The organism is Saccharomonospora sp. NPDC046836 (assembly GCF_040645195.1).
Classification (GTDB): domain Bacteria; phylum Actinomycetota; class Actinomycetes; order Mycobacteriales; family Pseudonocardiaceae; genus Prauserella_A.
Genome location: NZ_JBEYXW010000028.1, coordinates 21,229 through 46,542, shown reverse-complemented (window position 1 = coordinate 46,542; position 25,314 = coordinate 21,229). Strand labels below are relative to the sequence as shown.

25 protein-coding genes, 1 tRNA gene and 1 pseudogene are annotated in these 25,314 nt (G+C 67.5%); 16 read left to right on the top strand and 11 right to left on the bottom strand.

All coding sequences use genetic code 11. From position 1 onward, the window contains the following. Positions 1-19 precede the first annotated feature (19 nt). Together ABZ863_RS26280 and ABZ863_RS26275 are read left to right on the top strand one after the other, a co-directional pair. Complete coding sequence (locus ABZ863_RS26280; protein ID WP_358540733.1) at positions 20-628, top strand: vitamin K epoxide reductase family protein; 609 nt, start codon at positions 20-22, stop codon at positions 626-628. Between the two features lie 219 nt (positions 629-847). Then, a pseudogene (locus ABZ863_RS26275) lies at positions 848-1,012 on the top strand (cation transporter); the annotation flags it as partial. Between the two features lie 53 nt (positions 1,013-1,065). Here the strand turns inward: ABZ863_RS26275 and ABZ863_RS26270 are convergent. Continuing rightward, a complete protein-coding gene (locus tag ABZ863_RS26270; protein WP_358540741.1) occupies positions 1,066-1,197 on the bottom strand; it encodes a hypothetical protein in 132 nt (43 codons plus the stop codon). 167 nt (positions 1,198-1,364) lie between these two features. Between ABZ863_RS26270 and ABZ863_RS26265 the strand changes: the two genes are divergently transcribed. Further along, a complete protein-coding gene (locus ABZ863_RS26265) occupies positions 1,365-1,613 on the top strand; it encodes a hypothetical protein (RefSeq protein WP_358540739.1) in 249 nt (82 codons plus the stop codon). A 435-nt stretch (positions 1,614-2,048) separates the two neighbouring features. Here ABZ863_RS26265 and ABZ863_RS26260 read toward each other — a convergent pair whose 3' ends face one another. The 4 genes from ABZ863_RS26260 to ABZ863_RS26245 form a co-directional block, all read right to left on the bottom strand. Beyond that, positions 2,049-3,095: an NlpC/P60 family protein gene (locus ABZ863_RS26260; protein WP_358540651.1), complete on the bottom strand. Its 1,047-nt coding sequence runs from the start codon at positions 3,093-3,095 to the stop codon at positions 2,049-2,051. A gap of 261 nt (positions 3,096-3,356) precedes the next feature. Then, positions 3,357-4,286 carry a cation diffusion facilitator family transporter gene (locus tag ABZ863_RS26255; protein ID WP_358540649.1) on the bottom strand — a complete coding sequence of 310 codons (930 nt, stop codon included), beginning with the start codon at positions 4,284-4,286 and terminating at the stop codon, positions 3,357-3,359. A gap of 611 nt (positions 4,287-4,897) precedes the next feature. Further along, a complete protein-coding gene (locus tag ABZ863_RS26250; RefSeq protein ID WP_358540647.1) occupies positions 4,898-5,863 on the bottom strand; it encodes a M56 family metallopeptidase in 966 nt (321 codons plus the stop codon). Continuing rightward, the gene (locus ABZ863_RS26245; protein WP_358540644.1) at positions 5,860-6,225 is read right to left on the bottom strand and encodes a BlaI/MecI/CopY family transcriptional regulator; all 366 of its coding nucleotides are present in this window, start codon (positions 6,223-6,225) and stop codon (positions 5,860-5,862) included. The genes ABZ863_RS26250 and ABZ863_RS26245 overlap by 4 nt, the downstream gene beginning before the upstream one ends. Positions 6,226-6,545: 320 nt before the next feature. Between ABZ863_RS26245 and ABZ863_RS26240 the strand changes: the two genes are divergently transcribed. From ABZ863_RS26240 to ABZ863_RS26230, 3 genes are read left to right on the top strand one after another with little or no spacing between them, the layout of a single operon-like run. Next, positions 6,546-6,878: a metalloregulator ArsR/SmtB family transcription factor gene (locus ABZ863_RS26240; RefSeq protein WP_358540642.1), complete on the top strand. Its 333-nt coding sequence runs from the start codon at positions 6,546-6,548 to the stop codon at positions 6,876-6,878. Further along, entirely contained in the window at positions 6,875-7,345 is a 471-nt protein-coding gene (locus tag ABZ863_RS26235; protein WP_358540640.1) for an SRPBCC family protein, read from the top strand. Before ABZ863_RS26240 ends, ABZ863_RS26235 begins: the two co-directional genes overlap by 4 nt. A gap of 1 nt (position 7,346) precedes the next feature. Beyond that, positions 7,347-7,814: an SRPBCC domain-containing protein gene (locus ABZ863_RS26230; RefSeq protein ID WP_358540637.1), complete on the top strand. Its 468-nt coding sequence runs from the start codon at positions 7,347-7,349 to the stop codon at positions 7,812-7,814. Positions 7,815-7,817: 3 nt separating this feature from the next. On the opposite strand, the gene ABZ863_RS26225 is transcribed toward ABZ863_RS26230, so the two are convergent. Both ABZ863_RS26225 and ABZ863_RS26220 read right to left on the bottom strand, forming a co-directional pair. Next, positions 7,818-8,141 carry a hypothetical protein gene (locus ABZ863_RS26225; protein WP_358540634.1) on the bottom strand — a complete coding sequence of 108 codons (324 nt, stop codon included), beginning with the start codon at positions 8,139-8,141 and terminating at the stop codon, positions 7,818-7,820. Positions 8,142-8,611: 470 nt separating this feature from the next. Then, positions 8,612-8,685, bottom strand: a tRNA-Leu gene (locus ABZ863_RS26220). Positions 8,686-8,876: 191 nt separating this feature from the next. On the opposite strand from ABZ863_RS26220, the gene ABZ863_RS26215 reads away from it, so the two are divergent. The 6 genes from ABZ863_RS26215 (at position 8,877) to ABZ863_RS26190 (ending at position 14,984) form a co-directional block, all read left to right on the top strand. Continuing rightward, positions 8,877-9,491: a response regulator gene (locus ABZ863_RS26215; RefSeq protein WP_358540631.1), complete on the top strand. Its 615-nt coding sequence runs from the start codon at positions 8,877-8,879 to the stop codon at positions 9,489-9,491. A 435-nt stretch (positions 9,492-9,926) separates the two neighbouring features. Further along, positions 9,927-11,117 (top strand): branched-chain amino acid ABC transporter substrate-binding protein, encoded by a 1,191-nt coding sequence (locus ABZ863_RS26210; RefSeq protein WP_358540730.1) that lies wholly within the window; start codon positions 9,927-9,929, stop codon positions 11,115-11,117. A 97-nt stretch (positions 11,118-11,214) separates the two neighbouring features. Then, positions 11,215-12,225, top strand: a complete 1,011-nt coding sequence (locus ABZ863_RS26205) for a branched-chain amino acid ABC transporter permease (protein ID WP_358540727.1) — start codon at positions 11,215-11,217, stop codon at positions 12,223-12,225. Continuing rightward, positions 12,222-13,364 carry a branched-chain amino acid ABC transporter permease gene (locus tag ABZ863_RS26200; RefSeq protein WP_358540629.1) on the top strand — a complete coding sequence of 381 codons (1,143 nt, stop codon included), beginning with the start codon at positions 12,222-12,224 and terminating at the stop codon, positions 13,362-13,364. The genes ABZ863_RS26205 and ABZ863_RS26200 overlap by 4 nt, the downstream gene beginning before the upstream one ends. Beyond that, on the top strand, positions 13,361-14,284 hold the full coding sequence (locus tag ABZ863_RS26195) for an ABC transporter ATP-binding protein (protein ID WP_358540626.1): 924 nt from the start codon (positions 13,361-13,363) through the stop codon (positions 14,282-14,284). Before ABZ863_RS26200 ends, ABZ863_RS26195 begins: the two co-directional genes overlap by 4 nt. Continuing rightward, complete coding sequence (locus ABZ863_RS26190; RefSeq protein WP_358540725.1) at positions 14,277-14,984, top strand: ABC transporter ATP-binding protein; 708 nt, start codon at positions 14,277-14,279, stop codon at positions 14,982-14,984. The genes ABZ863_RS26195 and ABZ863_RS26190 overlap by 8 nt, the downstream gene beginning before the upstream one ends. Positions 14,985-15,053: 69 nt before the next feature. Here the strand turns inward: ABZ863_RS26190 and ABZ863_RS26185 are convergent, their stop codons facing one another. Next, positions 15,054-16,700: a hypothetical protein gene (locus tag ABZ863_RS26185; RefSeq protein ID WP_358540624.1), complete on the bottom strand. Its 1,647-nt coding sequence runs from the start codon at positions 16,698-16,700 to the stop codon at positions 15,054-15,056. A gap of 126 nt (positions 16,701-16,826) precedes the next feature. Here ABZ863_RS26185 and ABZ863_RS26180 point away from each other — a divergent pair, with 126 nt between their 5' ends. Further along, entirely contained in the window at positions 16,827-17,615 is a 789-nt protein-coding gene (locus ABZ863_RS26180; RefSeq protein ID WP_358540621.1) for a prolyl oligopeptidase family serine peptidase, read from the top strand. Here ABZ863_RS26180 and ABZ863_RS26175 read toward each other — a convergent pair. Then, positions 17,584-18,546 (bottom strand): LysR family transcriptional regulator, encoded by a 963-nt coding sequence (locus ABZ863_RS26175; RefSeq protein WP_358540618.1) that lies wholly within the window; start codon positions 18,544-18,546, stop codon positions 17,584-17,586. The genes ABZ863_RS26180 and ABZ863_RS26175 overlap by 32 nt on opposite strands. A 10-nt stretch (positions 18,547-18,556) precedes the next feature. After that, positions 18,557-19,000, bottom strand: a complete 444-nt coding sequence (locus ABZ863_RS26170; protein WP_358540616.1) for a hotdog fold thioesterase — start codon at positions 18,998-19,000, stop codon at positions 18,557-18,559. A 65-nt stretch (positions 19,001-19,065) separates the two neighbouring features. On the opposite strand from ABZ863_RS26170, the gene polA reads away from it, so the two are divergent. Continuing rightward, entirely contained in the window at positions 19,066-21,777 is a 2,712-nt protein-coding gene (gene polA, locus ABZ863_RS26165; protein WP_358540613.1) for a DNA polymerase I, read from the top strand. A gap of 223 nt (positions 21,778-22,000) precedes the next feature. Next, the gene (locus ABZ863_RS26160; protein ID WP_358540611.1) at positions 22,001-22,594 is read left to right on the top strand and encodes a hypothetical protein; all 594 of its coding nucleotides are present in this window, start codon (positions 22,001-22,003) and stop codon (positions 22,592-22,594) included. Between the two features lie 66 nt (positions 22,595-22,660). On the opposite strand, the gene ABZ863_RS26155 is transcribed toward ABZ863_RS26160, so the two are convergent. After that, positions 22,661-23,515 carry a class I SAM-dependent methyltransferase gene (locus ABZ863_RS26155; RefSeq protein ID WP_358540608.1) on the bottom strand — a complete coding sequence of 285 codons (855 nt, stop codon included), beginning with the start codon at positions 23,513-23,515 and terminating at the stop codon, positions 22,661-22,663. Between the two features lie 272 nt (positions 23,516-23,787). Here ABZ863_RS26155 and rpsA point away from each other — a divergent pair, with 272 nt between their 5' ends. After that, positions 23,788-25,296, top strand: a complete 1,509-nt coding sequence (gene rpsA, locus ABZ863_RS26150) for a 30S ribosomal protein S1 (protein ID WP_358540606.1) — start codon at positions 23,788-23,790, stop codon at positions 25,294-25,296. Positions 25,297-25,314 lie beyond the last annotated feature (18 nt).

The window sequence follows — 25,314 nt, the reverse complement described above, 5'->3', positions numbered from 1 at the left end:
GAGTGAGCGGCCGGGACCGGTGGCGCCGGAGCTCTCCACGTTCCTGCGCAGGGCGACGGCGTACGTTCTCACGCTCGGTGGCGTGGTGGGAGCGCTCGCCGCGGTGGCGCTGCTGATCGAGAAGATCAACTCACTGGCTGACCCGGACTACGTCCCCGTGTGCAGCATCAACCCGGTCCTGTCCTGCGGATCGGTGATGTCGACGCCGCAGGCGGAGGCCTTCGGGTTCCCCAATCCGATCATCGGCGTGGTGGCTTTTCCTGTGGTGGCAACGATCGGGGTACTGCTGCTGACCGGTGTCCGCCTGCCGAGGTGGTTCTGGCTCGGTCTGCAGGCCGGGACGCTCTTCGGTGTCGGATTCGTGCACTGGCTCTTTGTGCAAAGCGTGTACGAGATCGGCGCGCTCTGTCCTTATTGCCTGGTCGTGTGGGCCGTGATGCTGCCGATCTTCTGGTACACCACGCTCTATAACCTGGCCGCCGGCCACTTGCCGCTTCCGGTTTCGCTGCGCCCGGTAGGGCGGTGGTTGGTCAGGTATCACGGCGCGGTGCTCACCAGTTGGTACCTGGTTCTGTTCGCCCTGGTCGGCCAGGCGTTCTGGTGGTACTGGTCGAGCCTGCTCGGCTGACCGGCGGCCACTGCCACTCGGCGCGCACCGCAGTCCCGGCGATGTGGGAGGACAGGGGTGTCCGGACGTCCGGGAAGCAGAACAGGTGGAGGTGATCGATGCGCAGACCGGAGTGCACGCCGGATCTCAACCTGAGCTTCTACGATCGAACTTAGTTGTTACTATCTGTCGTAGTTGTCATCGTCTCGACCGTTGTCCCATGCCAGAGGTGCCGCATCGATGAACCCGTTGCCGGTGCGCGACGCCGCCGGGACCCGCGAGGTGGAACTCTCGGTGTCCGGTATGACCTGCGCCGCCTGCTCCGCTCGAGTTGAACGGAAGCTGAACAAGCTCGAATCGGTGAACGCGCGAGTCACCTTCGCCACGGGAAGGGCTCGGGTTTCCGCGGGTGCCGAGGTCGATGACCAAGCACTAGTTGCGGCCGTGGTGAACGCGGGTTACCAGGCCGAGGTCCTGGCGCCGGACCGTCCGGGTACCCAGGACGACGGCCAGGACACCGCGAGAGCGCTGTGGCGCAGGCTGATCGTCTCCGTGCTGTTGTTCGTGCCGGTCGCTGATCTGTCGGTCATGTTCACGGTGTTGCCGCAGTGGCGGTTCCCCGGCTGGCAGTGGGTGCTGCTCGCTCTGGCCGTTCCTGTGGTCGGCTGGGCCGCGCAACCGTTTCACCGCGCCGCATTCGACAACGCCCGGCGAGGATCGTCGTCCATGGACACACTGATCTCGCAGCTTCGGAGGTATGTTGCTGATGATGTCGGCCATTCCCCAGGGAGTGCTCTACCTGCCGGTCATGGCTGCGTGGATCGCGCTCGTGGGTGCGCTGCTCAACAAGGACGGACCGCGGGTGGTCGTGCCACTCGTGTTGGCGGCGGGCACGGCCGTCGTCGGCGCTGTCGCGAAGGTGCCCTGGTTGCTGGTGCCGGTGGTCCTGCTGTGGCTGACTGGTCTGCTGACGATGATCCGGCAGCATCGGGGCGAGCCGCACTGACGCTCAGCGGCGGGGGCCGAGCGGACCGTGCCGGCTCCGCAACGGCGAACTCGCGCAGCACGCTCGGCGCACGGGCGACGAGGGGGATGGACGGGAACAGCGTCCGCAGCGCGTCCTGCGCGGGTGGCAGACCTTTGGTCGCGACGATCAGCCCTCAGCAGCCCCGGCACTGAACGCGAGGGGCCGCTCGTGGGCGAGCCGGAGCGTCTCCGGTGACACGGACGCGGGTCGCCAGAAGGACCGCAGCGTGCTCCGGTGTGCCGTGCCCGCTGCACGAGGGCGGGGCGGCGCCGTGCTGGAACGCCGACCAGTAGTTGCATCACGCGCCCGGTGGCGGCGGGCGCCGGGACGCCCGCCATCCACACCGGCCAGCCGACCAGCAGGGTCGTGGAGCCGGACATCGAGAGGTGTGCGTTCAGCAGCTGGTCGCGGGACTCAGCCCGCGATCCGGCGTGCTCCGAGGAGGTGGCCGTCGCCTTCCATCGACCGTACGTCCACGACCTGGCCTTCGGTGGGCGCGTCGACCATTTTGCCGTCGCCGACGTACATGCCGACGTGGTGGATGGCGTCCGGGTTGCCGGTGCCGTCGTCGAAGAACAGCAGGTCGCCGGGCACGAGCGCGTCGAGCGAGGCGGCTCGTCCCGCGTACCACTGCTGTCGGCTCGTCCGTGGGATGCTCACCCCGGCCTGCGCGTAGGCCCAGGAGGTCAGGCCTGAGCAGTCGAACGTGTCGGGGCCTTCAGCACCCCACTCGTAGGCCGAGCCGCGCATGGACAGTGCGGCCTGGAGCGCGTCGTTGGCTGCCCCAGGTGGGCCGGCGTACGAACCGTGGTCCTGCACGGTTTGCAGCGACGCCTGCTCGGACTCGCTGAGTGCGTCGAGTGCCGTCCGGACCTCGGAGATCTGCGTGTCCAGCTGTTCCTGGCGGCGTTCGAGTTCGTCGACAGCACGTTGCGCCGCCACGGCGGCGTCTGCCGCGGTGCGCTGGGCCTCTGCTGCGGCGGTTTGCGCCGCGTCGGCGCGGTCGGTGATCTCGCTGAGCCGCACCAGGCTCTCCTCGTTGTTGTTCGCGAGCACGCCCAGAGCGGACATCCGGTCGAGGAAGTCGCGACGGGAGTCACTGGTCAATACTGCGTGCCAGCGGCTGATCTGGCCGTTCTGGAACGACGCGAAGGTCAGTTCGTCGACCTCGTCGCGGAACCGCAGCTCCTCCCGCTGGGCGAGCTCGAGCGCCTGCGTCGCGTCGGCCAGGGCGGTGTCGGCCTTTTCGCGCTGTCCTTGCTTGTCGGCCAGTGCCTGCTCGGCCTGGAGCATGTCCTCGTCCGCCTTGGCCGCCTGGGCTCCCAATTGCTGGTAGCGCTCCATGTCGTCCGATGTGTCGTCGGGCGGCTGCGCGGCAGCGGGCAGGGGCGTCAGCGATACGGTGAGTGCGAGCGTGGCGGCGGCCAGCGTCCTAGCTTGCCGGCGTCGGTGCGCGTTCACGAGTAGTGCTACTCCTCAAGTATTGCGGACATACCGTGAGACCGCCCCGCCGATCCGCAGCCACCATAGGGTGATCGTCTCACCCATGTCCACTATCTGACTTAGTACTAAGAGTCATGGGAGATGATGCACGCCAGCGGTGTGTGTGCTTGATACGCGCGGCGCGCTCATGTGCCTGGGCGATCTGGCACGCGCGGTGATCGAAGCGTTAGCCAGCCCGGTGGTGGCCGAGTCCGCGACCGAACTGGGCGACGAGTGTGGTTACCAGTTGAGCTGATGGCAGCCTCGCTTGCCTCCAGCGGGCTCGAGTTGCAGGGTGGCGTGCTCGATGTGGTAGTTCTCGGCGAACAGCCGCTGTGCAGTGCCGAGCACCTCCGCGAGGTCGGCGTCATGAGCGGTGGTGAGGTGGGCGGAGGCCACCTCCATGCCTGAGGTCAACGTCCACACGTGCAGGTCGTGCACGCCACTGACGTTGGGCAACGCCTCCAGCGCGGACTTCATCTCGGCCAGGTCCATGCGTTCGGGTGCATGCTGGAACAGGATTCGCAGCGCGTTGCGGCCCAACCGCCACGCGCGCGGTAAGACGAACAGCCCGATTGCGGCCCCGATGAGCGGGTCAGCGTATTTCCAGCCGGTGAACAGGGTGATCGCGCCGCTGGCCAGTACTCCGAACGAGCCCAGCATGTCGGCCATGACCTCGAGATACGCGCCGCGGATGTTCAGGCTCTCTTTCGCGCCGCTGCGCAGCAGGAGGAAGGAGATCAGGTTCATCAGCAGCCCCACCGCTGCGACGACCATCACCGGCAAGCCGGGCACTTCCGATGGCTCCCGGAGAGCACCGATCGCCTCGTAGAGTACCCAGCCGGCGACGGCGAATAGCAGGACGGAGTTGACCAGGGCAGCGAGAACTTCGCTCCGGTACAGGCCGTAGGTGTGCGCCGCGCGCCTGCGGGTTCGTTGAGCAACGGTGATTGCGATGGCGGCGAGCGCGACACCGAATACGTCGGTGAAAACGTGTGCCGAGTCAGCCAACAGCGCCAGTGACGATGTCAGCAGACCGACACTTACCTGCAGGACGAACGTGACGGCGCCGAGCCCGACCGCGATCCACAGCCGGGTCAGGTACCGCCCCCCAGCCGAGACGGCCTGATCCGGTGTCAGTCCGTGCCCATGTCCATGGTCGCCGGACATCGTCATGATCCTTTCCGCGTTCCAGCTGGCCAGTAGGCGTGGTGCACCATAGATTGCTCCTCTACGAACTTCGCTAGTACTCGCTCCGGGGTGGCTACCTGGCCTCGTCCGGAGATCTCAGCGACCTTTGCCGCCCCAGCAGAATAACATAAACATATGCGCATGTATGAATACGTCGCGATAGGTTTACGCCAATCTGGTGACGAGCAACCTGGCCGGCAGCGCGAACTCAGCCCGGCGGGCGCTTCGTTGGGCAAATAGACCACGCCCTGCGGGATGTGGACCGTCGCGTGTGGCTCACTTCGTCGATCCGGGCATGACCACGTGGAGCCAGCTCTACTATCACGGATAGTATATCAGCGGGCGCGTAGCGGGGCGCCGCTCGGGCGGTTCCTTGTGGGGGCGCGCGCTGGCTCTCGAGGGTCGGGGGATTGTTCTGTCTTCTGGATTCGTGCGCGGACGTTACCACTATGCCGAATAGTAGATTTGTTGGGCGGGATGATGTTGTTCATGCTCCGGCGACGGCGGACACCGGAGACGGATGTGGGCGCGACCGCCGATGAGGAGAACACGTCGTGAGTGCCGAGCGGGAGCTGCTCGAAGAGCAGCGTTCAGACCCTCCAGGGCAGTACGAGAGGACAGATCACCGCGGCGACTCCCAGTAGGAGGACAAGTCCCGTGACAACAGGCAGGGTAGCTGCGGTCATGCCCGCGAGCCCGCACGAGATCGCTCGGCGCAGCCTGCCCGGCGTAACGGGCTCGAAGCGCAACCGGGCGAGTCGCAGGTCCACGGCTTCCTGCGCCATGGCCAATGACGGGCTCGGAGCACCGTGGCTGGAGACCTTCAGCAGCGCGGTCCGCACAGCGGCAGGCCCGCAGCGGCGTGCAGCCACGGTGTCGGCGGCCAGTTCGGCCAACTCGCGGAGCGCGCACGGAGCCTGGCCGAACAACGGCACGAACGGCAGCACCGTGCGCAAGGTGTCCGCGGTCGCGATGAGCAGGTGGTGCCGGCCGACGAGATGAGCGTGCTCGTGCGTGAGAACCGCGGTGACCGCGCGGTCGCCGAGGTGCCTGGTCAGGCCCTCGGTCGCCACGATCACACCGGGCCGACCGGCCATGCTGAACGCCAGCGGACGATCGTGCGCGAGCCACCAGGTGTCCGGCGGGCCCGTCTCCTTTCGGGCGCCCAGCCGCAGCAGGGACAGATGCTCCCGCCGTGCGCGGGACCGCCGCCGGGCACCGAGGAAGGAGACGAGAACGAGCCTGATGGCGAAGGCGCACAGCAGAGCCAGACCCAGGAGGCTGGCGAGCTCTTCGGCGCGGGGCGGCGAGCCATGCTGGATTGCGGACCAGCACTGGTCGACGAGAGTGAGCAGGGAGGCGACGCCACCGTGTCCTGGTGTGAGCAACAGCAGCACGCCTGCCGCGGCGGTGAGCACCACACCCACCATGGAGATCAGCCACGCCACGATCAACGGCAACGGGTCGCGGCGTCGCAGGTCCACCCGTCGTAGGACGCCAGGGACGAACCAGCCCGCGGCGAGCGCCCCGGCGAGCAACGCCGCAGCAATCGTCATCGGCGCCGGACCCGTTTCTTGCGTAGGGCGCTGCGCAGCAGGTCGGTCTGTTCGTCGGATCCCGACGCGACGAAGTGCATCAGTACCGCTTCGGGGTTTCCCGAGGACTCGAGCACGTCACGAAGCGACCGCGCGGCGGCCTCCTCCCGGCTGAACGATGCTTGGTAGTAGTAAGCCTTGCCGTGGAGCTCGCGCTCGACCCATTCCTTGCGATGCAGGTTGTCCAGCACGGTCATCACAGTGGTGTAAGCCAGTTGCCTGCCGGTGTTGAGCTGCTCTCGAACATGTCGGACCTTGACCGGTTCTTCCGCTCGCCACAGCACATCCATTACTGCGGCTTCGAGCTCACCGAGACCGTGCATGGCACCCCCTTACGATGCAACATCGTACGTGAGGCGCCGTTGTGTGGGGAGCGGTTCGTGGGCGGCGCTCTCGTGGGCTTGTTCCTTGCGGCCCAGACGCACGATCTCGAAGTGGCGTACGCGATCCAGCTAAGAGACGTCCCGGTAGTCGCACAGCAGACAACGGTGCAGGCTTTGACCTGCAAAGGATGCTGATCATCGCATGGTCATACGGCGGCAAGGTGCCAAGACCTGACTGCTTTCGACGCTCTCCTTGACCGCAACCAACCCCAGCCCGCATACTCAACGAGTTGGTTTATCAACCTAGCGGTTGGATATGGATGGAAGACGAGCTCAGCCGGACGTTCGCCGCGCTGGCCGACCCGACCCGCCGGGCGATCCTGGCCCGGCTCGCGGACGGGCCTGCGCCGGTAAACGAGTTGGCACAGCCGTTCGACATGACGGCACAGGCGATCTCGAAGCATCTGAAGGTGCTTGAGGCCGCCGGGCTGATCAGTCGGAGCAGGCAGGGCCAGTGGCGGCCGTGCCGACTTGAGGTCGCGCCGCTGGACGCGGTCACCGCGTGGATCGCGCGCTACCGCGCGGCCTGGCAGGACTCGTTCGACCGGCTGGAAGCCGAGATCAAGAAGATACAAGCCAAGGAGGACGGATGACCGAGGTGATTTTCGAGCCGGGCAGGCAGGACATCATCATCAAGCGCGAGTTCGACGCACCGCGCGACGTGGTGTTCCAGGCCTTCACCAACCCGGAGTTGATTCCGCGCTGGTGGGGCGCTCGGCGCTTCACCACCACTGTCGAGTGGATGGACGTCCGCCACGGCGGCAAATGGCGATTCGTCAGTCGCAACAACGAGGACGGCAACGAGTACGCGTTCCGCGGCGTCTACCACGACGTCGTCGCACCCTCAGGCACCGTTTTCACGTTCGAGTTCGAACACGGCGGGCCGGGGTACCTGCAGCTCGTGACCGAGTCGTTCGAGGAGGTCGATGGCCGGACACAGTACGTCCAGGTCAGCCTCTTTCAGTCCGTAGAGGACCGTGACGGCTGGATCCCGACCGACATGGACAGAGGGATCCGGGAATCAATGGACCTGCTGGCCGATCTCATCGCTGGGAGCTGACATGGAAGTCAAGGCCACCCGGGTTTTCGACGCAACCGTGGAGCAAGTCTGGCAGGCCTGGACCGAATCCAGATACGTGCATCAGTGGTGGGGCCCAGACGGCTTCACCGCGCCGGTCGCCGAGATGGAAGTCCACGAGGGCGGGAGGTCTCGAGTCAGCATGCGCTCCCCTGACGGAGCCGAGCTGTACAACACCTGGACCTACGAGCGCGTGATTCCCTTGCAACGCCTGGAGTTCATCATGGGCTTCGCCGACGTGGACTGGCAGCCGAGAACCCCAGCCGAGCTGGGTCTGCCGCCTGACATCCCGGCCCGGGTACGCCACGTCGTCACGTTCACCAGCACCGGCCAAAAGACCGAGCTGACGGTTACGGAGCTCGGCTACACGTCGCCGCAGACGGTCGAAATCTCCAAGCTGGGACTGGAGCAATGCCTCGACAAGATGGCGATTGCCCTATCCGTCGCCTGACGGTTACTGCGTCAGGCGCGCCTTGGCCTTGCTGGCGCTCAGCAAGGCGACACCGATGGCGCCGAGTGCGCTGTAACTCCACTGGTATTGGAGCAACAGCGTGGGCAGGTAGTAGGACGAGCCCACACTCACCATGCAGAGAGCCGTGATCCCAGCGCCCGTCCACAAAGTGTGCACGCGCCGGAGTTGCGGCTCGAGCAAAGCTCGCGCAGACACAGCCTCCTGGCGGATGAACCCGATCCCCAGGACCACGGCCAGTGCCAGCCCGGCAAGGACCAGCGGGGACCGCCACCCCTGCTCCGTCGCAGCGGTAAGCCCGAGTGCCAACGACAACGCCGTGCCCTGCAGCGATCACAGGCACCTGGACTGACGCCAGGTTTCGGTCCGGCGGAATCCACAGGATCGCGCCACGTGCACACACGATCATGAGCGGCACATTGATCGCGAACGTCAATCGCCACGACCATGCTGTCAGCACGCCACCGAGCAGCGCGCCGGCGCCGAGACCGGAGGCGCCGATCGCCGCCCAGAGGCCCCATGCTCGGCTGCGGGCCGGTTCGTAGGGAATACCGACTGAAGTAAGCCGAGAACGGCCGGCCCACCGGAACCTTCCCGGTACGCGGCCGGTCATGCCCTCGCCGTACCCGCTGGCGAATCAGTTCGCCGACAAAGTCACCCTGCCGGCCGACGACGTGATCGCCGTTGCCGAGATCGGCCATACCGTGGAGGAAGAGATGCTCGTACAGGCCACAAACTGTGGTAGAGATGAAGGTCAAAGCCTCTGTGCATCCTGTACGTGCCCCCGGTGCGACTCGAACGCACACTGGACGGTTTTTGAGACCGCTGCCTCTGCCGATTGGGCTACGGGGGCGTGGGATGGAACTTTACTCCGCGTCGATGGGCCCCTAGCATTCGGGCTACCACGGAATGACGCTGGCGAGTCGCTGGCGCGGCGGTCACGCCACGTGGCGAACGCCATCTCTGCAACGGCGCGATTCCCGGTAATCTTTCACTAGCGGTACCCCGCTCCCATTAACCCGTCGATCGTCCAGGAGGACCCCGGTGACCGAAGCGGCTACCGAGGCCAACGGTGTTGTTGCCGCACCGCAGCGTCGAGTTCTCGTCGCGGAAGACGAGGCACTGATCCGGCTCGACCTCGTCGAGATGTTGCGCGAGGAGGGCTATGAGGTTGTCGGCGAGGCCGGTGACGGGGAAGAGGCCATCAAGCTCGCCAACGACCTGAAGCCCGACCTCGTCATTCTCGACGTCAAGATGCCCAAGCTCGACGGTATCGAGGCAGCCTCCAAGATCACCGGTGACCGGGTGGCTCCCGTCGTCATCCTGACCGCCTTCAGCCAGCGCGACCTGGTCGAGCGGGCGCGGGACGCGGGCACGATGGCGTACCTGGTCAAGCCGTTCGCCAAGCGGGACCTCGTACCCGCGATCGAGCTGGCCATCAGCCGGTTCTCGGAGCTGCAGGCCCTCGAATCCGAGGTCGCCGGGCTCACCGACCGGCTGGAGACACGCAAGGTCATCGACCGGGCGAAGGGCCTGCTCATGTCGCAGCAGGGGCTGACCGAGCCGGATGCCTTCCGCTGGATCCAGCGCACGGCGATGGACCGCCGGTCCACGATGAAGGCTGTCGCGCAGGCGATCATCGACAACATCAGCAAGTAGCGGCCACTCACAGAAAGCCCCACCAGTGTGACCTAGGTCACACTGGTGGGGCTTTCTGCTGTTCTCCTGGGGTCCCAGGCGTGTTGTGTCACCCGTTCGTGTGAGGAGGCGTCGTGGGTCCTGTACTGTCCTCCCCATTTCCGCAACCGGATTGTGTACACACATGTACGAGGAGGAGCCGATCGCAGCGGGTCAGTGATCACTGGTTGTCCGGATCGAGTTGTTTCGGTACTGCGACCGGGTGTGAACGAACCGTAAAAAGTTCCCATAACCGTCACGATGTGGATACAACAGCGCAGGTTGCTGTGCAACTGACTATTCGTACCGCTACCTTCATCGCCCAGTCAGGGTCCCGGCTTTCGCGGTGAGTCGCGTCCTGCTCTTTGAAGGACTTTGGGAGGAAAAGTGTCAAGAAACCGGTTTGGGCGGGCTCTGGTGCTGGCGGCGACCGCGTCGCTGGTGCTCGGCGCTTGCTCGGCGCGCACCGACGACTCGGGGAGCGAGCAGCCTTCGCAGCCCCCCCAGGACAGTGCCCCGGCCCAAGCAGCCAACGCCGCCGACCCGGCGGGCGACGGCAACGCCACCTGCGATGCGGGTACCAAGCTCGCCTACGCAGGCACGATCAACGGCCAGAACGCGGCGCTGGGGCAGAACATCCTCAACGGCGTCAAGGTGGCCATCAAGCGGCACAACGACAACAACGCCAACTGTCAGGTCGAGCTCCAGGAGTTCGAGACGGAAGGCCAGCCGGACCGCGCGCCCGGCATCGTCACCCAGATGGTGAACACGCAGGAGATCATCGGCGTGGTCGGCCTGCCCTTCTCCGGTGAGTCCAAGGCTGCCGGCAACATCTTCAATGAGGCAGGTCTGGTCCAGCTGACCCCGTCGGCTACCAACCCGGGCCTGAGCGAGAACGGCTGGACGACCTTCTTCCGTGGCCTCGGCAACGACAACAGCCAGGGTCCCGCCGCCGCCGAGTTCATCACCGGCGACCTCGGCGCCCAGACCGTCTGCGTCGTGCGTGACGACTCCGAGTACGGCATTGGTCTGGCCAACTCCATCACCTCGAGCCTCGCCGACAAGGCGACCTGCCAGCAAGAGGTCAAGACCAGGCAGACCGACTTCTCCGCCGTGGTCAACAGCATCAAGGGCGCGAACGTCGACGCCATCTTCTACGCCGGTTACTACCAGGAAGCCTCGCCGTTCGCGCAGCAGCTTTCCGACGCCGGTGTCGAGGCTCAGTTCGTCGGCCCGGACGGTGTGAAGGACGACGAGTTCGTCAAGGGTGCCGGTGACGCGGCGGAGGGCGTGTACTTCACCTGCCCGTGCGTGCCCGCCGACCAGTTCACCGAGTTCACCAACGCCTACAAGGCTGAGAGCAACGGCCGCGACCCGGGCACCTACTCGCCCGAGGGCTACGACCTCGCGACCATCCTGCTGAAGGGCATCGACTCCGGGGCTCAGGACCGCGCCGCCCTGCTCGACTTCGTCAAGGGCTACGAGGGCCAGGGCCTGACCAAGAACTTCAAGTGGGACGACAAGGGCGAACTCGCCGCGAGCACCGTGTGGACCTACAAGGTCGAGAGCGGCAAGATCGTCCGCAACACCGAGATCAAGCCCGACTGATCGATCCTCGGGTCACGCACTCTGTAGTCGGGGCGCGAGCCCGGCGGAGACCCCGCCGGGCACGCGCCCCGATCCCCACGTGGAGAACGCATTGTCCATTCATCACGACCTGTCCACGCTGTATCTGGCCCAAAGCGACGGCTGGATCAACTTCGATGTCGCCGGGCTGGTCGACCAGTTCTGGGCCAACACGGTCGACGGCCTTTCACAGGGCAGCATTTACGCACTCGTGGCGCTGGGCTACACCCTCGTCTACGGCGTACTCAAGCTCATCAACTTCGCCCATTCCGAGGTGTTCATCTACGGCGCCTACGCGACGTGGTTCACCTTCTACGGGCTCGGGTTCCGGCCCGGCCCCACCGTCGAGCTCGCGGTCTTCGAGCTCATCGGGTTCTTACTACTGGCACTGGTCGCCGCGGCGGCCGTCTCCGGCACCACCGCACTCGTGCTGGAACGGGTGGCCTACCGGCCACTGCGCAAACGAGGCGCGCCAAGACTGGTCTTCCTGATCACGGCCATCGGTGCGTCGTTCGTCCTGCAGCAGCTCATCTTCATCTGGCGCGGTGGTAACCCCGAGCAGGCCATCCGGCTGCTCCGGCCGGAACCGGTCTTCGAGATCTTCGGTGTCAGCGTCACCAACATCACGATCACCATCGTGGTGGCGTCCATCGTGCTCTTCTTCGTCGCCGACACCTTCGTCAACCGGACCAGGTTCGGCCGCGGCATCCGCGCGGTCGCCCAGGACCCGGACACGGCGACATTGATGGGTGTCAACAAGGAACGCGTCATCATGCTGACGTTCCTCATCGGTGGTCTGCTCGCGGGTGCCGCGGCGCTGTTCTACATGATGAAGATCCCGCAGGGCGCCGCGTACCAGGGCGGCTTCCTGCTCGGCATCAAGGCCTTCACCGCCGCCGTGCTCGGTGGTATCGGCAACCTGCGCGGCGCGCTGCTCGGCGGTCTGCTGCTCGGGCTGATGGAGAACTACGGCCAGTCCTTGTTCGGCGGTGAGTGGCGCGATGTCGTGGCGTTCGCACTGCTGATCCTCATCCTCATGTTCCGCCCGACCGGCATCCTGGGTGAGTCGCTCGGAAAGGCACGAGTATGACGGCGACGACGACAACTCCCCAGACGACGACCACGAGCCGCCGCTCGATCGGCGAGTGGTGGAACAACCTGAGCAGGCCGGTCCAGTGGCTGGTCCTCATCCCGCTGGTCGCGCTGATCTACCTGTTGCCCGTGCTGAACCCGCCGATCATCAGCACCGAGCCCGGCTACGACTTCCAGATCGCGATGTTCGAGGTGGCGCGGTACGTGCTCATCGCCATCGGGCTCAACGTGGTGGTGGGGCAGGCCGGGTTGCTGGACCTCGGCTACGTCGGGTTCTTCGCGGTCGGGGCCTACGTGGCCGCGCTGTTCACCAGCCCCGACTCCGCACTGACGAAGCTGCCGTTCCTGGTGGTCCTGCCGATCGCGATGGCGATCACGATGGTGTTCGGCGTCATCCTCGGGTCACCGACGCTACGACTACGTGGCGACTACCTGGCGATCGTGACGCTCGGGTTCGGCGAGATCGTCCGGCTGCTGGCCGACAACCTGGAGCCGCTGCGCGGTAACCAGGGCTTCCAGCAGGTCGGTCATCCGCCGGGCACGAACGCCGATGGCACGGCACTGTTCAACAACACCAACGGCACGCCGTGGTACGTCCTCACCGTCACGATCATCATCCTGATCCTGGTGCTGGTCGGAAACCTCGAGCGCAGCCGGGTCGGCCGGTCCTGGGTCGCCATCCGCGACGACGAGGACGCCGCCGCGATCATGGGTGTGAACACCTTCAAGTTCAAGATCTGGGCGTTCGTCATCGGCGCGGCCATCGGTGGTCTCTCCGGTGCGCTGTACGCGGGTCAGCTGGCGTTCGTGAACAACCAGCGGTTCGACATCGTCACCTCGGTGCTGTTCCTGGCCGCCGTGATTCTCGGCGGATCGGGTAACAAGGTGGGCGTGATCCTCGGCGCGATCGTGGTGGCCTACGTGCCGCTGCGGTTCCTGGGTATCGCGGAGTACCGCTTCCTGATCTTCGGTGTGGCACTCATCGTGCTGATGATCTTCCGGCCGCAGGGGCTGCTCGGTGCGCGCCAACGGTTGCTCACCTACGGCAGACAGGCGTACCAGCGGCTACTCGGCAAGGGCGAGCAGATCAGCCATGACACGGCGACGGCCACGGACCGGAACGGGGGGCTGCGATGACCGGGCAGGGCAACGAGCCCGAGGTTCCCGCCGAGGGCGGCCTCGTGGCCGAACTGCAGCAGATGACCGAGGCCGAGCTCCAACAGCACGAGGCCGAGGTCGCCGAGGTGGTCGCACCCGATCGGGAGATCGCGGTCGGTGTCGGGGAAACGCTGCTGGAGATCGACAACCTGACGATGCGTTTCGGTGGTCTCACCGCGCTGGACTCGGTGTCGTTCAAGATCCAGCGTGGTGACATCCTGGGCCTCATCGGGCCCAACGGCGCCGGCAAGACCACCTGCTTCAACGCCATGACGGGCGTCTACCGGCCGACCTCGGGCCAGGTGCTGCTGGAGGGCAAGCCGCTCGGCAAGCTCGCCAGGTACAACATCACCCGGCGCGGTATCGCCAGGACGTTCCAGAACATCCGTCTCTTCGACGAGATGACGGCGCTGGAGAACGTGGTCGTCGGCACGGACGCGCGGCACAAGACGAGTGTGATCGGCTCGCTGCTGCGCCTTCCCCGCCACTTCCGGGAGGAGAAGGCGGCAATCGAGCGGGCGATGGCGCTGCTCGACTTCGTCGGGATCGTCGACAGGGCAGCGGACAAGGCGAAGAACCTGCCCTACGGGTACCAGCGACGGCTGGAGATCGCCCGCGCGCTCGCGACGGAGCCGAAGCTGCTCTGCCTCGACGAGCCGGCGGCCGGCTTCAACCCCGCCGAGAAGGAACAGCTCATGGGGCTGATCCGCAAGATCCGCGATGACGGGTACACGGTCCTGCTCATCGAGCACGACATGAAACTCGTGATGGGCGTGACCGACCGGATCGTCGTGCTGGAGTTCGGCAAGAAGATCGCTGAGGGCGTGCCTTCCGAGATCCGGGAGGACCCCGCTGTGATCGCCGCCTACCTTGGAGTGCCCGACGATGACGTTGCTTGAGCTGTCCGGTGTGTCCGTCCACTATGGCCGGATCAAGGCGGTCTCCGACCTGACCATCACCGTCAACGAGGGTGAGATCGTCACGCTCATCGGTGCCAACGGGGCAGGCAAGTCCACCACCATGCGTGCCATCTCCGGCATCCGTCCCGTGTCGGCGGGCTCGATCAGCTTCGCCGGCGAGGACATCACGCGGCTGCGGGCGGATCTGCGGGTCGTGCGCGGGATCTCGCAGGCACCGGAGGGCCGGGGCATCTTCCCCGGCATGACGGTCTTCGAGAACCTGGACATGGGTGCCTACGCCCGGAAGGACCGCAAGAACCTGGCCGCTGAGATGGACCACGTGTTCGAGCTGTTCCCGCGGCTGGCGGAACGGCGCAACCAGGCGGGCGGCACGCTCTCCGGTGGTGAGCAGCAGATGCTCGCGATCGGCAGGGCGCTGATGTCCAAGCCGAAGCTGCTGCTGCTCGACGAACCGTCGATGGGCCTGGCGCCGCAGTTCATCCAGCAGATCTTCCGGATCATCACGGAGATCAACAAGGAAGGCACCACGGTGCTGCTCGTGGAGCAGAACGCGCAGCAGGCGTTGTCGCGGGCGCACCGGGCCTATGTGCTGGAGACCGGAACGATCACCAAAACCGGTACCGGCAAGGAACTGCTCGCCGACGCGTCGGTCAAGGAGGCCTACCTCGGCGTCGCGTAGTACCGATCGAAAACGGCTCGTCACCGGCGGTTTCGCTGGTGACGAGCCGTTTTCCGTGTCAGCGCGAGGTCAGCCCCTGGCGCGGTCGGCGGCTTTGAAGGCGACCTTGCGGGCGGCCTTGGCGACCGTCTTGTCGGGGTGGTGCTGGCCCAGCAGGTTGAGTACCTCGCAGACGTCCGGATGGTCCACCCGCCACATCTGCTCCAGCAGTCCTGCTTGCTGTGGCCCGAACTCGACGGCGAACCCGTCGGGCAGCGTCTCGGCTGGTGCGCCGAGAAGGGTGCCGGCGATCGAGTCGACGGCCAGCCAAGCCCGCTCGGCGGTGGAGGTCTCGAAATCCGGATGCGGTCCGAGCAGCTGCGCAAGGGCCGCCTTGGCGTGTAGCCGCAATGCCGGCGTCTCCAGCGCCTTCCGCAGCGGCACCGCGGCCGCGGTGCCGAGAACCTCCCGCACCAGCAGGAAGACGGCCACGCGATCGGCCGGGCCGCCCTCGGCAGCTGCCGCGAGCAGCTCCTCGGCGGCCGGCTCGGCGCCACGCGAGCCGAGCCATGCCACGGCCTCGACCTCCATCTCGCTCGCGAGGCCGTCTCGCCCGACCGCGAGAAGATCCGCCGCGGTCATCTCCTCCACCGGTGGCAGTAGCGGCACCTCCACGCCGGATTCGATCAGTTTCGCGCGCACGGCGTAGGTGGTCAGCGGGGTCGCGCGCACGATGTCATCGCCCACCTCGACGGCACCCAGCTGCGTCAGCCACTCCAGCAGGGCGGCTGCTGGCTCGCCGTGCTCGTCGACCCAGGCGGCCCAGGTCCGCTGCGCCTGGTCGGGGTCGAGTTCGCCGGTGGCCAGCGCCTGCACGAGGCTGCTGACCATCGATGTCGGCAGCCCCGCGTGGCGGGCGAGAAACAGCGACAGGGACCACGTGCCCGTGCTGCTGAAGTCCAATGTGTCCTCACCCGCGAGGATCGCCCTGGTGTGCAGGTACCACAGGAATCCCGCATCGAAGGCCTTCCGCCATACCGCGAGCACCTGCTCGTCGGTGCCCTCTGGCCAGTGGGTGAGAGCATCGCCGGGCTCCGTCGTCATCTCGTCGATGATCGTCAGGAACCCGGCGTCCTCGGCCAGCCAGAAGAGTTCCGGCACCGCGCTCTCGGCGAGGCCGAGCGCACCCGCTGCGGTCACGGTGTCCGCGGCAGCGAGTCCGGTGGGTTCGACGGCGCGACCCGCCCCGCACCACAGGGCCAGCTGCCGGGCGCGCGCCAGCGGGCGGCACTCCCGTGCGGCCGCGGCAAGCTCCACTTCGGACGGTAGCCGGATCGGGCCGATCCGGTCGGGCAGGTCGTAGATCTCCTTGAGACCGGGCTCGGCCATGGCGTCGGCGAAGGCCGGTTCGATCTCGTCGAGTTCGGCCCGCAGCACCGCCAGCGCCGGGCCGGCGATCCGTTGTGTGTCACCGGCGAAGTCCAGCAACTGCCGCACCGTGGGCACGATGCCGGCGACCTCGTCGGGCAGGATGTCGATGGATTCCGGGTAGACATCGAGCAACAGCTCGGAGAGGTCACCCTTGCCCAGCTCGGCGAGGTCGGTCACGCCGAGCTCTTCCTCGAGGACCCACAGGAACGTCTCCGCCTCCATCAGGTTGACGGCCGCCGTGCGGTTGTTGTGTTCTGCCCAGGTGGCCAGCTCGGCCAGCAGTGACTCGACGTCGTCGTTTTCCACGCCGCCAGGCTAGTCGAGGACCTCCCTCTCACAACCGGTGGTTGTGACAGGCGCGCGAGAAGCTGTTGGACGCCTGCCGGCCCGGGCGCTTAGCTGGACACCATGGAAACCGAGCTGAGGAGGACCATGATCCAGGACGTCGCCGCAGGAGTGCCGTTCGTGGCGTTGCCTCCGGCCGACGGCAGCACCGCCGCACCACTGATCGTCACATGGCACCTGATGGACGCACCACGTAGCGAGCTGGCGATGGCCGCGGCGCTGCCGATGAGCGGTGTCCCGGCCTGGCGAGTCTACTTAGGACTCCCGATGTTCGGTGCGCGGGCCCTGCCTGGTGGTCCGGAGGAGTTCTTCCGGCTGGCGGGCGAGGACTACGTCCGCAACGTCGCGGAGCCGGTCACCGACCAGGCCGCCGCGGAGTTCCCCGCGGCTGTAGCCGCGTTGCGTGAGCAGCTGTCGCTCGCCGACGCGCCGATCGGGGTGGCCGGTGGGTCCGCAGGGGCCACCGTGGCGCTCGAGGTGCTCGCCAGAGCGGAGCTGCCCATCGCCGCGGCGGCGCTGGTGAACCCGGTGACCCGGCTGTCGGCTGCGGTGGCGGCCAACGAGCGGCGGTTCGGCGTCAGCTACCGGTGGACCGAACCTTCCCGTGCGGTCGCCGACCGTTTCGACTTCGTCTGCCGGGCAGGCGAGCTCGATCCGCATGTGCTGCTCGTGGTCGGCGAGCACGACGACGCGGAGTTCCGTGAGCCCGCCGCGGACCTGCACGAGGCGTTGGGTGATGCCAGCAGGCTGGTCGTGGTGCCCGGCATGGGACACGCGCTCGCCGAGGAACCAGGCATCGAGGCCGCGCCGCAGACCGCGCACGCCGCCACGGTGGACGCGGAGTTCACCGCCTGGTTCCAGTGGCACCTTCGGTGAGCTCGGGCGGCCAGGAGTGCCCGGGGTCGTAGGCGCACCAGCCTTCGGCCCGGCTCGTGCGGTCTGCCAGCTCCAGCAGGTGGGCCACCGCCGGGCGCTGTCTACCCCGGCGCCACACGACGGACCAGGGGAACAGCGGCGCCGGGTCGAAGGGCAGCACCCGCAGGTCGAGGTCGGGCGCCAGCTCCATATCCGCCCCGGCCAGGGTGACCCGGCAGGTACCGTTGCGCGCCTGTTCGAGTGTGTGGCGCAGGTCGTAGCTCACGCCGGAGTCGTCGAGCGGCACATCCAGACGCTCGCTCATCCGCCGCAGGAAGCCCAGCCACTCGACGGGCCCGGCAAGGGAGGGGAGCCAGATGCCCTCCTGCCGCAGGTCAGCCATCCGAACGGCGGTCCCGCCGGCGAGCGGGTGCTCCGGCGGGAGGATCGCGACCAGCGGTTCCAGCCGGATCAGCCGGTGCTCCAGCTCGGCGGGCAGCTCCCGGCCCAGGTCGTGCACCCGGCCGAACGCCACCTCCACGTCGCCGCGGAGCAGGGGATCGATCGTGTTGGCCAGTCCGTGCCGCCAGCTGCGCTCCACCCGCAGCCGCGGATCGCGTTCGGCCATGCGGCGGAGCATGAACATGGGGGAGAGCCGATTGTCGAGGAGGTCCAGCCGCACCGGACCGTCGGCGCCGCGCAGTGCGGCCACTGCCGCATCGGCGGCACGGATCAGCTCACGGGCATGCGGCAGGAACCGCTCGGCATCGGCCGTCAGCTCCACGGTGCGGTTCGCGCGGACGAACAGCCGCGTGCCCAGCGCGGCTTCGAGCCGGCTGATGCGTTTGGACAGCGCCTGCTGGGTGAGGAACAGGTGCTCGGCGGCGCGGCTGAAGCTTCCCAGCTCGGCGGTGTGGACAAAGGCCCGCACCTGGGCCACGTCGAGGTCCATGGCCGTGAACTCAGGAGCCTGGCGGCCTGTCCCGGACGATGCAGGTCAGGCGGGCGGTGCAGGTGCGGCGGCCGGACTCGTCGGTGATCACGATCTCGGTCGTGATGGTGCTGCGGCCGACGTGCAGCGGCGTCGCGACGCCGGTGACCAGTCCGTGCAGCGCGGCGCGATGATGCGTGCACGAGAGCTCCAAGCCCATCGCGGCGCGGCCGACCCCGGCGTTCAGGGCCGCCACGGTGGAGCCGAGCGCCTCGGCCAGTACGGCATTGGCCCCGCCGTGCAGCAGGCCGTAGGGCTGCAGGTTGCCGGCGACCGGCATCGTTCCCACGACGCGTTCCGGGTCGAGCTCGACGAATGTGAGACCGACCTTGTCGTTGAGTTGCTGCTGCGCCACCTCGGGGTTGATGCCCGCCAGCTGTTCGCGGATCTCCTCTTCCGACACGCCCTCGGTCACTACTCACAGCTCCTAGTTCGACACGTCGGACAGGACTGTCCGGCCCTCACCCTAGACTCACGGGCGTGAGCCCCAACGCAAACACCTCAGTAGCGAATGACACACCCCGGCTGTTGCTCATCGACGGTCACTCGATGGCGTACCGGGCGTTCTTCGCGGTGCCCGCGGACCGTTTCCGCACGTCGACCGGGCAGGTGACCAATGCGGTGTTCGGGTTCACTTCGATGCTGATCAACCTGTTGCGCGATGAGGCTCCCACTCATCTGGCCGTCGCCTTCGACGTCTCCCGGCAGACGTTCCGCTCCGAGACCTTCGCCGACTACAAGGCCAACCGGCTCGCCACGCCCGACGACTTCAAGGGCCAGGTGGAGCTGATCAAGGAGATCCTCGCCGCGCTCGCCATCCCGGCGCTGGAGCAGCGCGGCTACGAGGCCGACGACCTGATCGCCACCCTCACCAGCCAGGCGGTGACCGATGGCTACCAGGTGCTGATCTGTACCGGCGACCGCGACGCGCTGCAGCTCGTTTCGGACTCGGCAACCGTTCTGTACCCGCGCAAGGGAGTGTCGGACCTGGTGCGTTTCGATCCCGCCGGGGTTGAGGAGAAATACGGGCTGTCCCCAGTCCAGTACCCCGACTTCGCGGCCCTGCGCGGCGACCCTTCGGACAACCTGCCCGGCATTCCGGGGGTGGGGGAGAAGACGGCCGCCAAGTGGATCAAGCAGTTCGGCTCGCTCGGCGAGCTGGTCGACCGGGTCGACGAGGTCAAGGGCAAGGTCGGTGACGCGCTGCGCGCCCACCTCGACGCCGTCCTGCTGAACCGGCAGCTGACCGAGCTCGTCCGCGACGTCCCGATGGACGCCGCACCAACGGATCTCGTGGTGCAGCAGTGGGATCGCGATGCCGTGCACCGGCTCTTCGACGAGCTGGAGTTCCGGGTGCTGCGGGACAGGTTGTTCGCCACGCTGTCCAGTGCCGAGCCCGAGGCCGACGAGGGCTTCGAGGTCAACGGCGGCGCGCTCGCGCCCGGTACGGTCGCCGACTGGCTGGGTACCCACGCGGGCACGGGCAGGACCGTCGGCGTCGCCTTCCGCACCACCGGTGCGTCGGTGGCCTCCGACCTGCAGTCGATCGCGCTGGCCGCCCCGGACGGTGAGGGCGCCTACCTCGATGTGTCCACACTGGACGAAGCCGACGAGCAGGCGCTCGTGGCGTGGCTGGCCGATCCGGCGGTGCGCAAGGTCGGGCACGGCCTCAAGATCCCACTACACGCCGTTCTGGCGCGCGGCTGGCGGCTGGCCGGCTTGGCGATGGACACCGAGCTGGCCGCGTACCTGGTGCGGCCGGGCCAGCGGTCGTTCGAACTGGACGACCTCGTGCTGCGCTACCTGCACCGCGAGCTGCGGCAGGAAGGTAGCGCCGATGGCGGGCAGCTGTCGCTGCTCGACGGTGACGACGGCGACACCACGATCATGCACGGCGAGCTGGTGCGGGCCCGTGCGGTCGCGGAGCTGGCCGGTGCGCTGGCGGAGGAGCTCACCGGGGTCGGTGGGGCGAAGCTGCTCGAGGAGATCGAGCTGCCGCTGCTCGAGGTCATCACCGACCTGGAAGCCGCGGGCATCGCGGTGGATCTGGAGCAGCTGACGACGCTCGAGGCGCACTACGCCGGCCGCGTGAAGCAGGCCACCGAGGAGGCCTACCGGGTCATCGGCAAGCAGATCAACCTCGGCTCGCCCAAGCAGCTGCAGGTGGTGCTGTTCGACGAGCTCGGCATGCCCAAGACCAAGCGGACCAAGACGGGCTACACCACCGACGCCGACGCGTTGCAGACGCTGTACGAGAAGACCGAGCACCCGTTCCTGCAGCACCTGCTCGAGCACCGCGACGCGACGCGGCTGCGCACCACCGTGGAGGGCCTGATCAAGGCCGTCGCCGCCGACGGACGCATCCACACGACCCTGCACCAGACCATCGCCGCGACCGGGCGACTGTCCTCAGTGGACCCGAACCTGCAGAACATCCCGATCCGCACCGACGAGGGCCGCCGTATCCGGGAGGCGTTCGTCGTGGGCGGCGGGTACACCCAGCTGATGACCGCGGACTACAGCCAGATCGAGATGCGGATCATGGCGCACCTGTCGACGGACACCGAGCTGATCGAGGCGTTCCAGTCCGGGTTCGACTTCCACGCGGCGACGGCGGCGCGGGTGTTCGGCGTCGAGCCCACCGAGGTCACCGGGGCCCAGCGGGCCAAGATCAAGGCGATGAACTACGGCCTGGCCTATGGCCTGTCCGCCTACGGACTGTCCCAGCAGCTGCGCATCTCCACCGAGGAGGCACGCGGCCTGATGGACGACTACTTCGCCAGGTTCGGCGGCGTGCGGGACTACCTGCACACCGTGGTCGAGAAGGCCGCGAAGGTCGGCTACACGGAGACCATCTTCGGCAGGCGGCGCAACCTGCCCGACCTCAACAGTGACAACCGGCAGCGCCGGGAGATGGCCGAGCGGATGGCCCTCAACGCGCCCATCCAGGGCAGCGCGGCCGACATCATCAAGGTGGCCATGCTGAACGTGCACCGGGCGCTCGAACACTCGCAGCTGCGCACCCGGATGCTGCTGCAGGTCCACGACGAGCTGGTGCTGGAGGTGGCCGACGGCGAGCAGGCCGAGGTGGAGGCCCTCGTGCGCAAGCAGATGGGCGCCGCCCACGAGCTGGCGGTGCCGCTCGAGGTCTCCGTCGGCTTCGGCCAGTCCTGGAACGACGCCGCTCACTAGCCCCGGTTTTCGCTCCCCAAGGTGGCCTTGGGTGTTTTCTGACAGCGCCCACTTCGGCGCGCCGCATTCGGTGCGGTGTGCCGGTGCGGGCAACTCGCCGTCGGGAACGAGGGACTCGCGCACCTGAGCGGGCAACTCGCCGTCTGGAGCGGGGGACTCGCGCGCTGGAGCGGGGGACTCGCGGCGGCGGTTCAAATCGCGCAAACGGGGTAAGTTACCGAACATGACGGCCTGCAACGCGTTGGTTCTCGCCGGCTCCGGGATGCTCAGCCTGGTCGCGCGCGAGCTGGCCGCCGATGGCTGGCGCGTTGTGCTGCCGAGCCGGCGGTACTGTCCGCTGCCCGTCGAGGAGACGCGAACGCACCCGATGTCGTGGTCACGGCGCAACCGCAGGAACGACCGGGTCGGCGCGGGCCGCGCCATCTGGGTCGAGGCACATTGGGACCGGCCACACGAGCTGGCCCGTAAGGCCGAGAAGGCCCTCACCGGACCCGCCGAGCTGCTGGTGGCGTGGGTGCACGAGTCGTACAGGCGGGCCGTGCTCGGCGCCGTGGAACCGCTGCTGGCGCCCGGCGCCCCGATCGTCGAGGTGCGGGCGCTGGCGGACCTGGCCGTGGTACCCGACGAAGCCGAACCGCTGCTGCACGGGCACCCCACCCAGCAGGTCCTGCTCGGCGACGTGTCCGACCAGCCGCCGCGGCCGCTCGGCCACGACGAGATCGGCACCGGGGTGGTGGAGGCCCTGCAGCGGGCACTGGAGCGCAGGCCCTCCGCACTGCACCAGCTCGGCGAGCGCCGCCCGGTGCACGGCTACTGACGGCTACTGACCGCGCCGCCGGCTCCGGGCCAGCAGCCACATCGTCCACACGCGACGCGAGCAGCTCTACTGCGCTGCGTCCAATACAGAACAGAAGATCGCCGTGCCGGGAAAGAGCCTGCCGCGCAGCGGGCTCCACTGGCCCCAGATGCGGGTGTGCCCCGCGGGCCACTCGGGCTCGAGCACATCGACAAGCCGGAAACCCGCGCCCGTCAGCGCCCGGACGTAGTCGCCGAGCGTGCGGTGGTACTCGACGTAGGTGGCGGTGCCGGACGCGTCGACCTCGACGTACGGGGTGCGGTCGAAGTACGGCTGGCTGGCGGTGAGCCCGGTGGGGCCGGGGTCGTCGGGGAAGATCCAGCGCATCGGATGGTTCACCGAGAACACCCAGCGACCGCCCGGCCGCAGGACCCGGGCGACCTCCGCGAAGACCGCGTCCACCGACGCGACGAACGGGATGGCGCCGAAGGCCGAGCACGCCACGTCGAATCGGGCATCCCCCAGCGGCAGGGCCTCGGCGCTGGCCTGCACCAGCGCGGGCCGGAGGCCGGTGCGCTCGTTGCCTGCCTTCGCGTGGTCCAACATGCCCGCGGAGAGATCGACGGCGACCACGCGTGCGCCCTGCGCGACGAGCCAGCGGGCACACGGCGCGGACCCGGCGCCCACCTCCAGTACGTCGGCACCCGCTAGCCCGCCAAGGAGGCGGACGTCGGCCTCACGCAGGCCCTCGGGGCACCAGACGAAGTCGGCTTCGCCGAGGAACTCGCCGTGCTCCGCGTGGTAGGCGTCGGCATCGGCGTCCCACCACGCCAGGTTGGCCGCGGTGGCCTCCGCGGAGCCGACCTGGCGGTGCGCGACGCCCGCGGTCCCGAGCAGTTCCTCGGCGCGATCATGGCGATTGGCGGGTAACGGTGCGGACACGGAGTCATCCTCCCTGGTCGGCGCCACTCGGCCGGGGCCGACCCTGATTGTGTGGTGCACCGGGTGCCGCGTACGATGTTCTCTAGCGCAGTGGGTTCGCGCTGCCTTCGGGCTCAGTGATCAGTGCTGAGTGATCAGGGTCGCGCACCTCAAGGTGATGCTCGCGGCCGTTCCTGGCTGGACGATTGCTTGGCCGTCGCCTTGGTGCCCATCGATGTGCGACGCAAACTGCAGATCTCCTACACCAATCCGCTACCGGAGCAACCCACCTAATGACCATCGACACCACCACCGCCCCGAGTGCCACCGCGCAGGCGCAGCCGCAGCAGGTCGCCGTCAACGACATCGGGACGGAGGAAGACTTCCTCGCCGCGATCGACAAGACAATCAAATACTTCAATGATGGTGACATCGTCGAAGGCACCATCGTCAAGGTCGATCGCGACGAAGTGCTGCTCGACATCGGCTACAAGACCGAGGGTGTCATCCCGTCTCGTGAGCTGTCCATCAAGCACGATGTCGACCCGGCTGAGGTCGTTACCGTCGGTGATGAGGTGGAGGCCCTTGTCCTGCAGAAGGAGGACAAGGAGGGCCGGCTGATCCTGTCCAAGAAGCGCGCTCAGTACGAGCGCGCCTGGGGCACGATCGAGGAGCTGAAGGAGAAGGACGAGCCGGTCAAGGGCACCGTGATCGAGGTCGTCAAGGGCGGCCTGATCCTCGACATCGGCCTGCGCGGCTTCCTGCCCGCGTCGCTTGTCGAGATGCGGCGCGTGCGCGACCTGCAGCCCTACGTCGGCCGCGAGCTCGAGGCGAAGATCATCGAGCTGGACAAGAACCGCAACAACGTGGTCCTGTCCCGCCGTGCCTACCTGGAGCAGACCCAGTCCGAGGTGCGCAGCGAGTTCCTCAACGCGCTCGCCAAGGGCCAGGTCCGCAAGGGTGTCGTGTCGTCGATCGTCAACTTCGGTGCGTTCGTCGACCTCGGCGGCGTCGACGGCCTGGTGCACGTCTCCGAGCTGTCCTGGAAGCACATCGACCACCCGAGCGAGGTCGTCGAGGTCGGCCAGGAGGTCACCGTCGAGGTGCTCGACGTGGACATGGACCGCGAGCGCGTGTCCCTGTCGCTGAAGGCCACCCAGGAAGACCCGTGGCGCCAGTTCGCCCGCACCCACGCGATCGGTCAGATCGTGCCGGGCAAGGTCACCAAGCTCGTCCCGTTCGGCGCGTTCGTCCGCGTCGAGGAGGGCATCGAGGGCCTGGTGCACATCTCCGAGCTGGCCGAGCGCCACGTGGAGATCCCGGAGCAGGTCGTGCAGGTCGGTGGCGAGGTCATGGTCAAGGTCATCGACATCGACCTCGAGCGCCGCCGCATCTCGCTGTCGCTCAAGCAGGCCAACGAGGGCTTCACGTCGGACTCGGAGTTCGACCCGACCCAGTACGGCATGGCGGCCGAGTACGACGAGCAGGGCAACTACATCTACCCCGAGGGCTTCGACCCCGACACGCAGGAGTGGCAGGAAGGCTACGAGAGCCAGCGTGAGGAGTGGGAGAAGCAGTACGCCGAGGCGCACACGCGCTACGAGGCGCACATGCGCCAGGTCACGGAGGCCGCCCAGGCCAACGCGGCGGCTGCTGCCGAGGGCGAGGCCGGTGGTGAGGGTGGCGAGCAGAGCTACACCTCCGGTGGCCAGTCCGACCAGGGTTCGAAGAACAGCGGTGGCACCCTCGCCAGCGACGAGCAGCTCGCCGCACTGCGGGAGAAGCTCTCCGGCGGTGCGTGAGCGACACCAGCGCTGAGC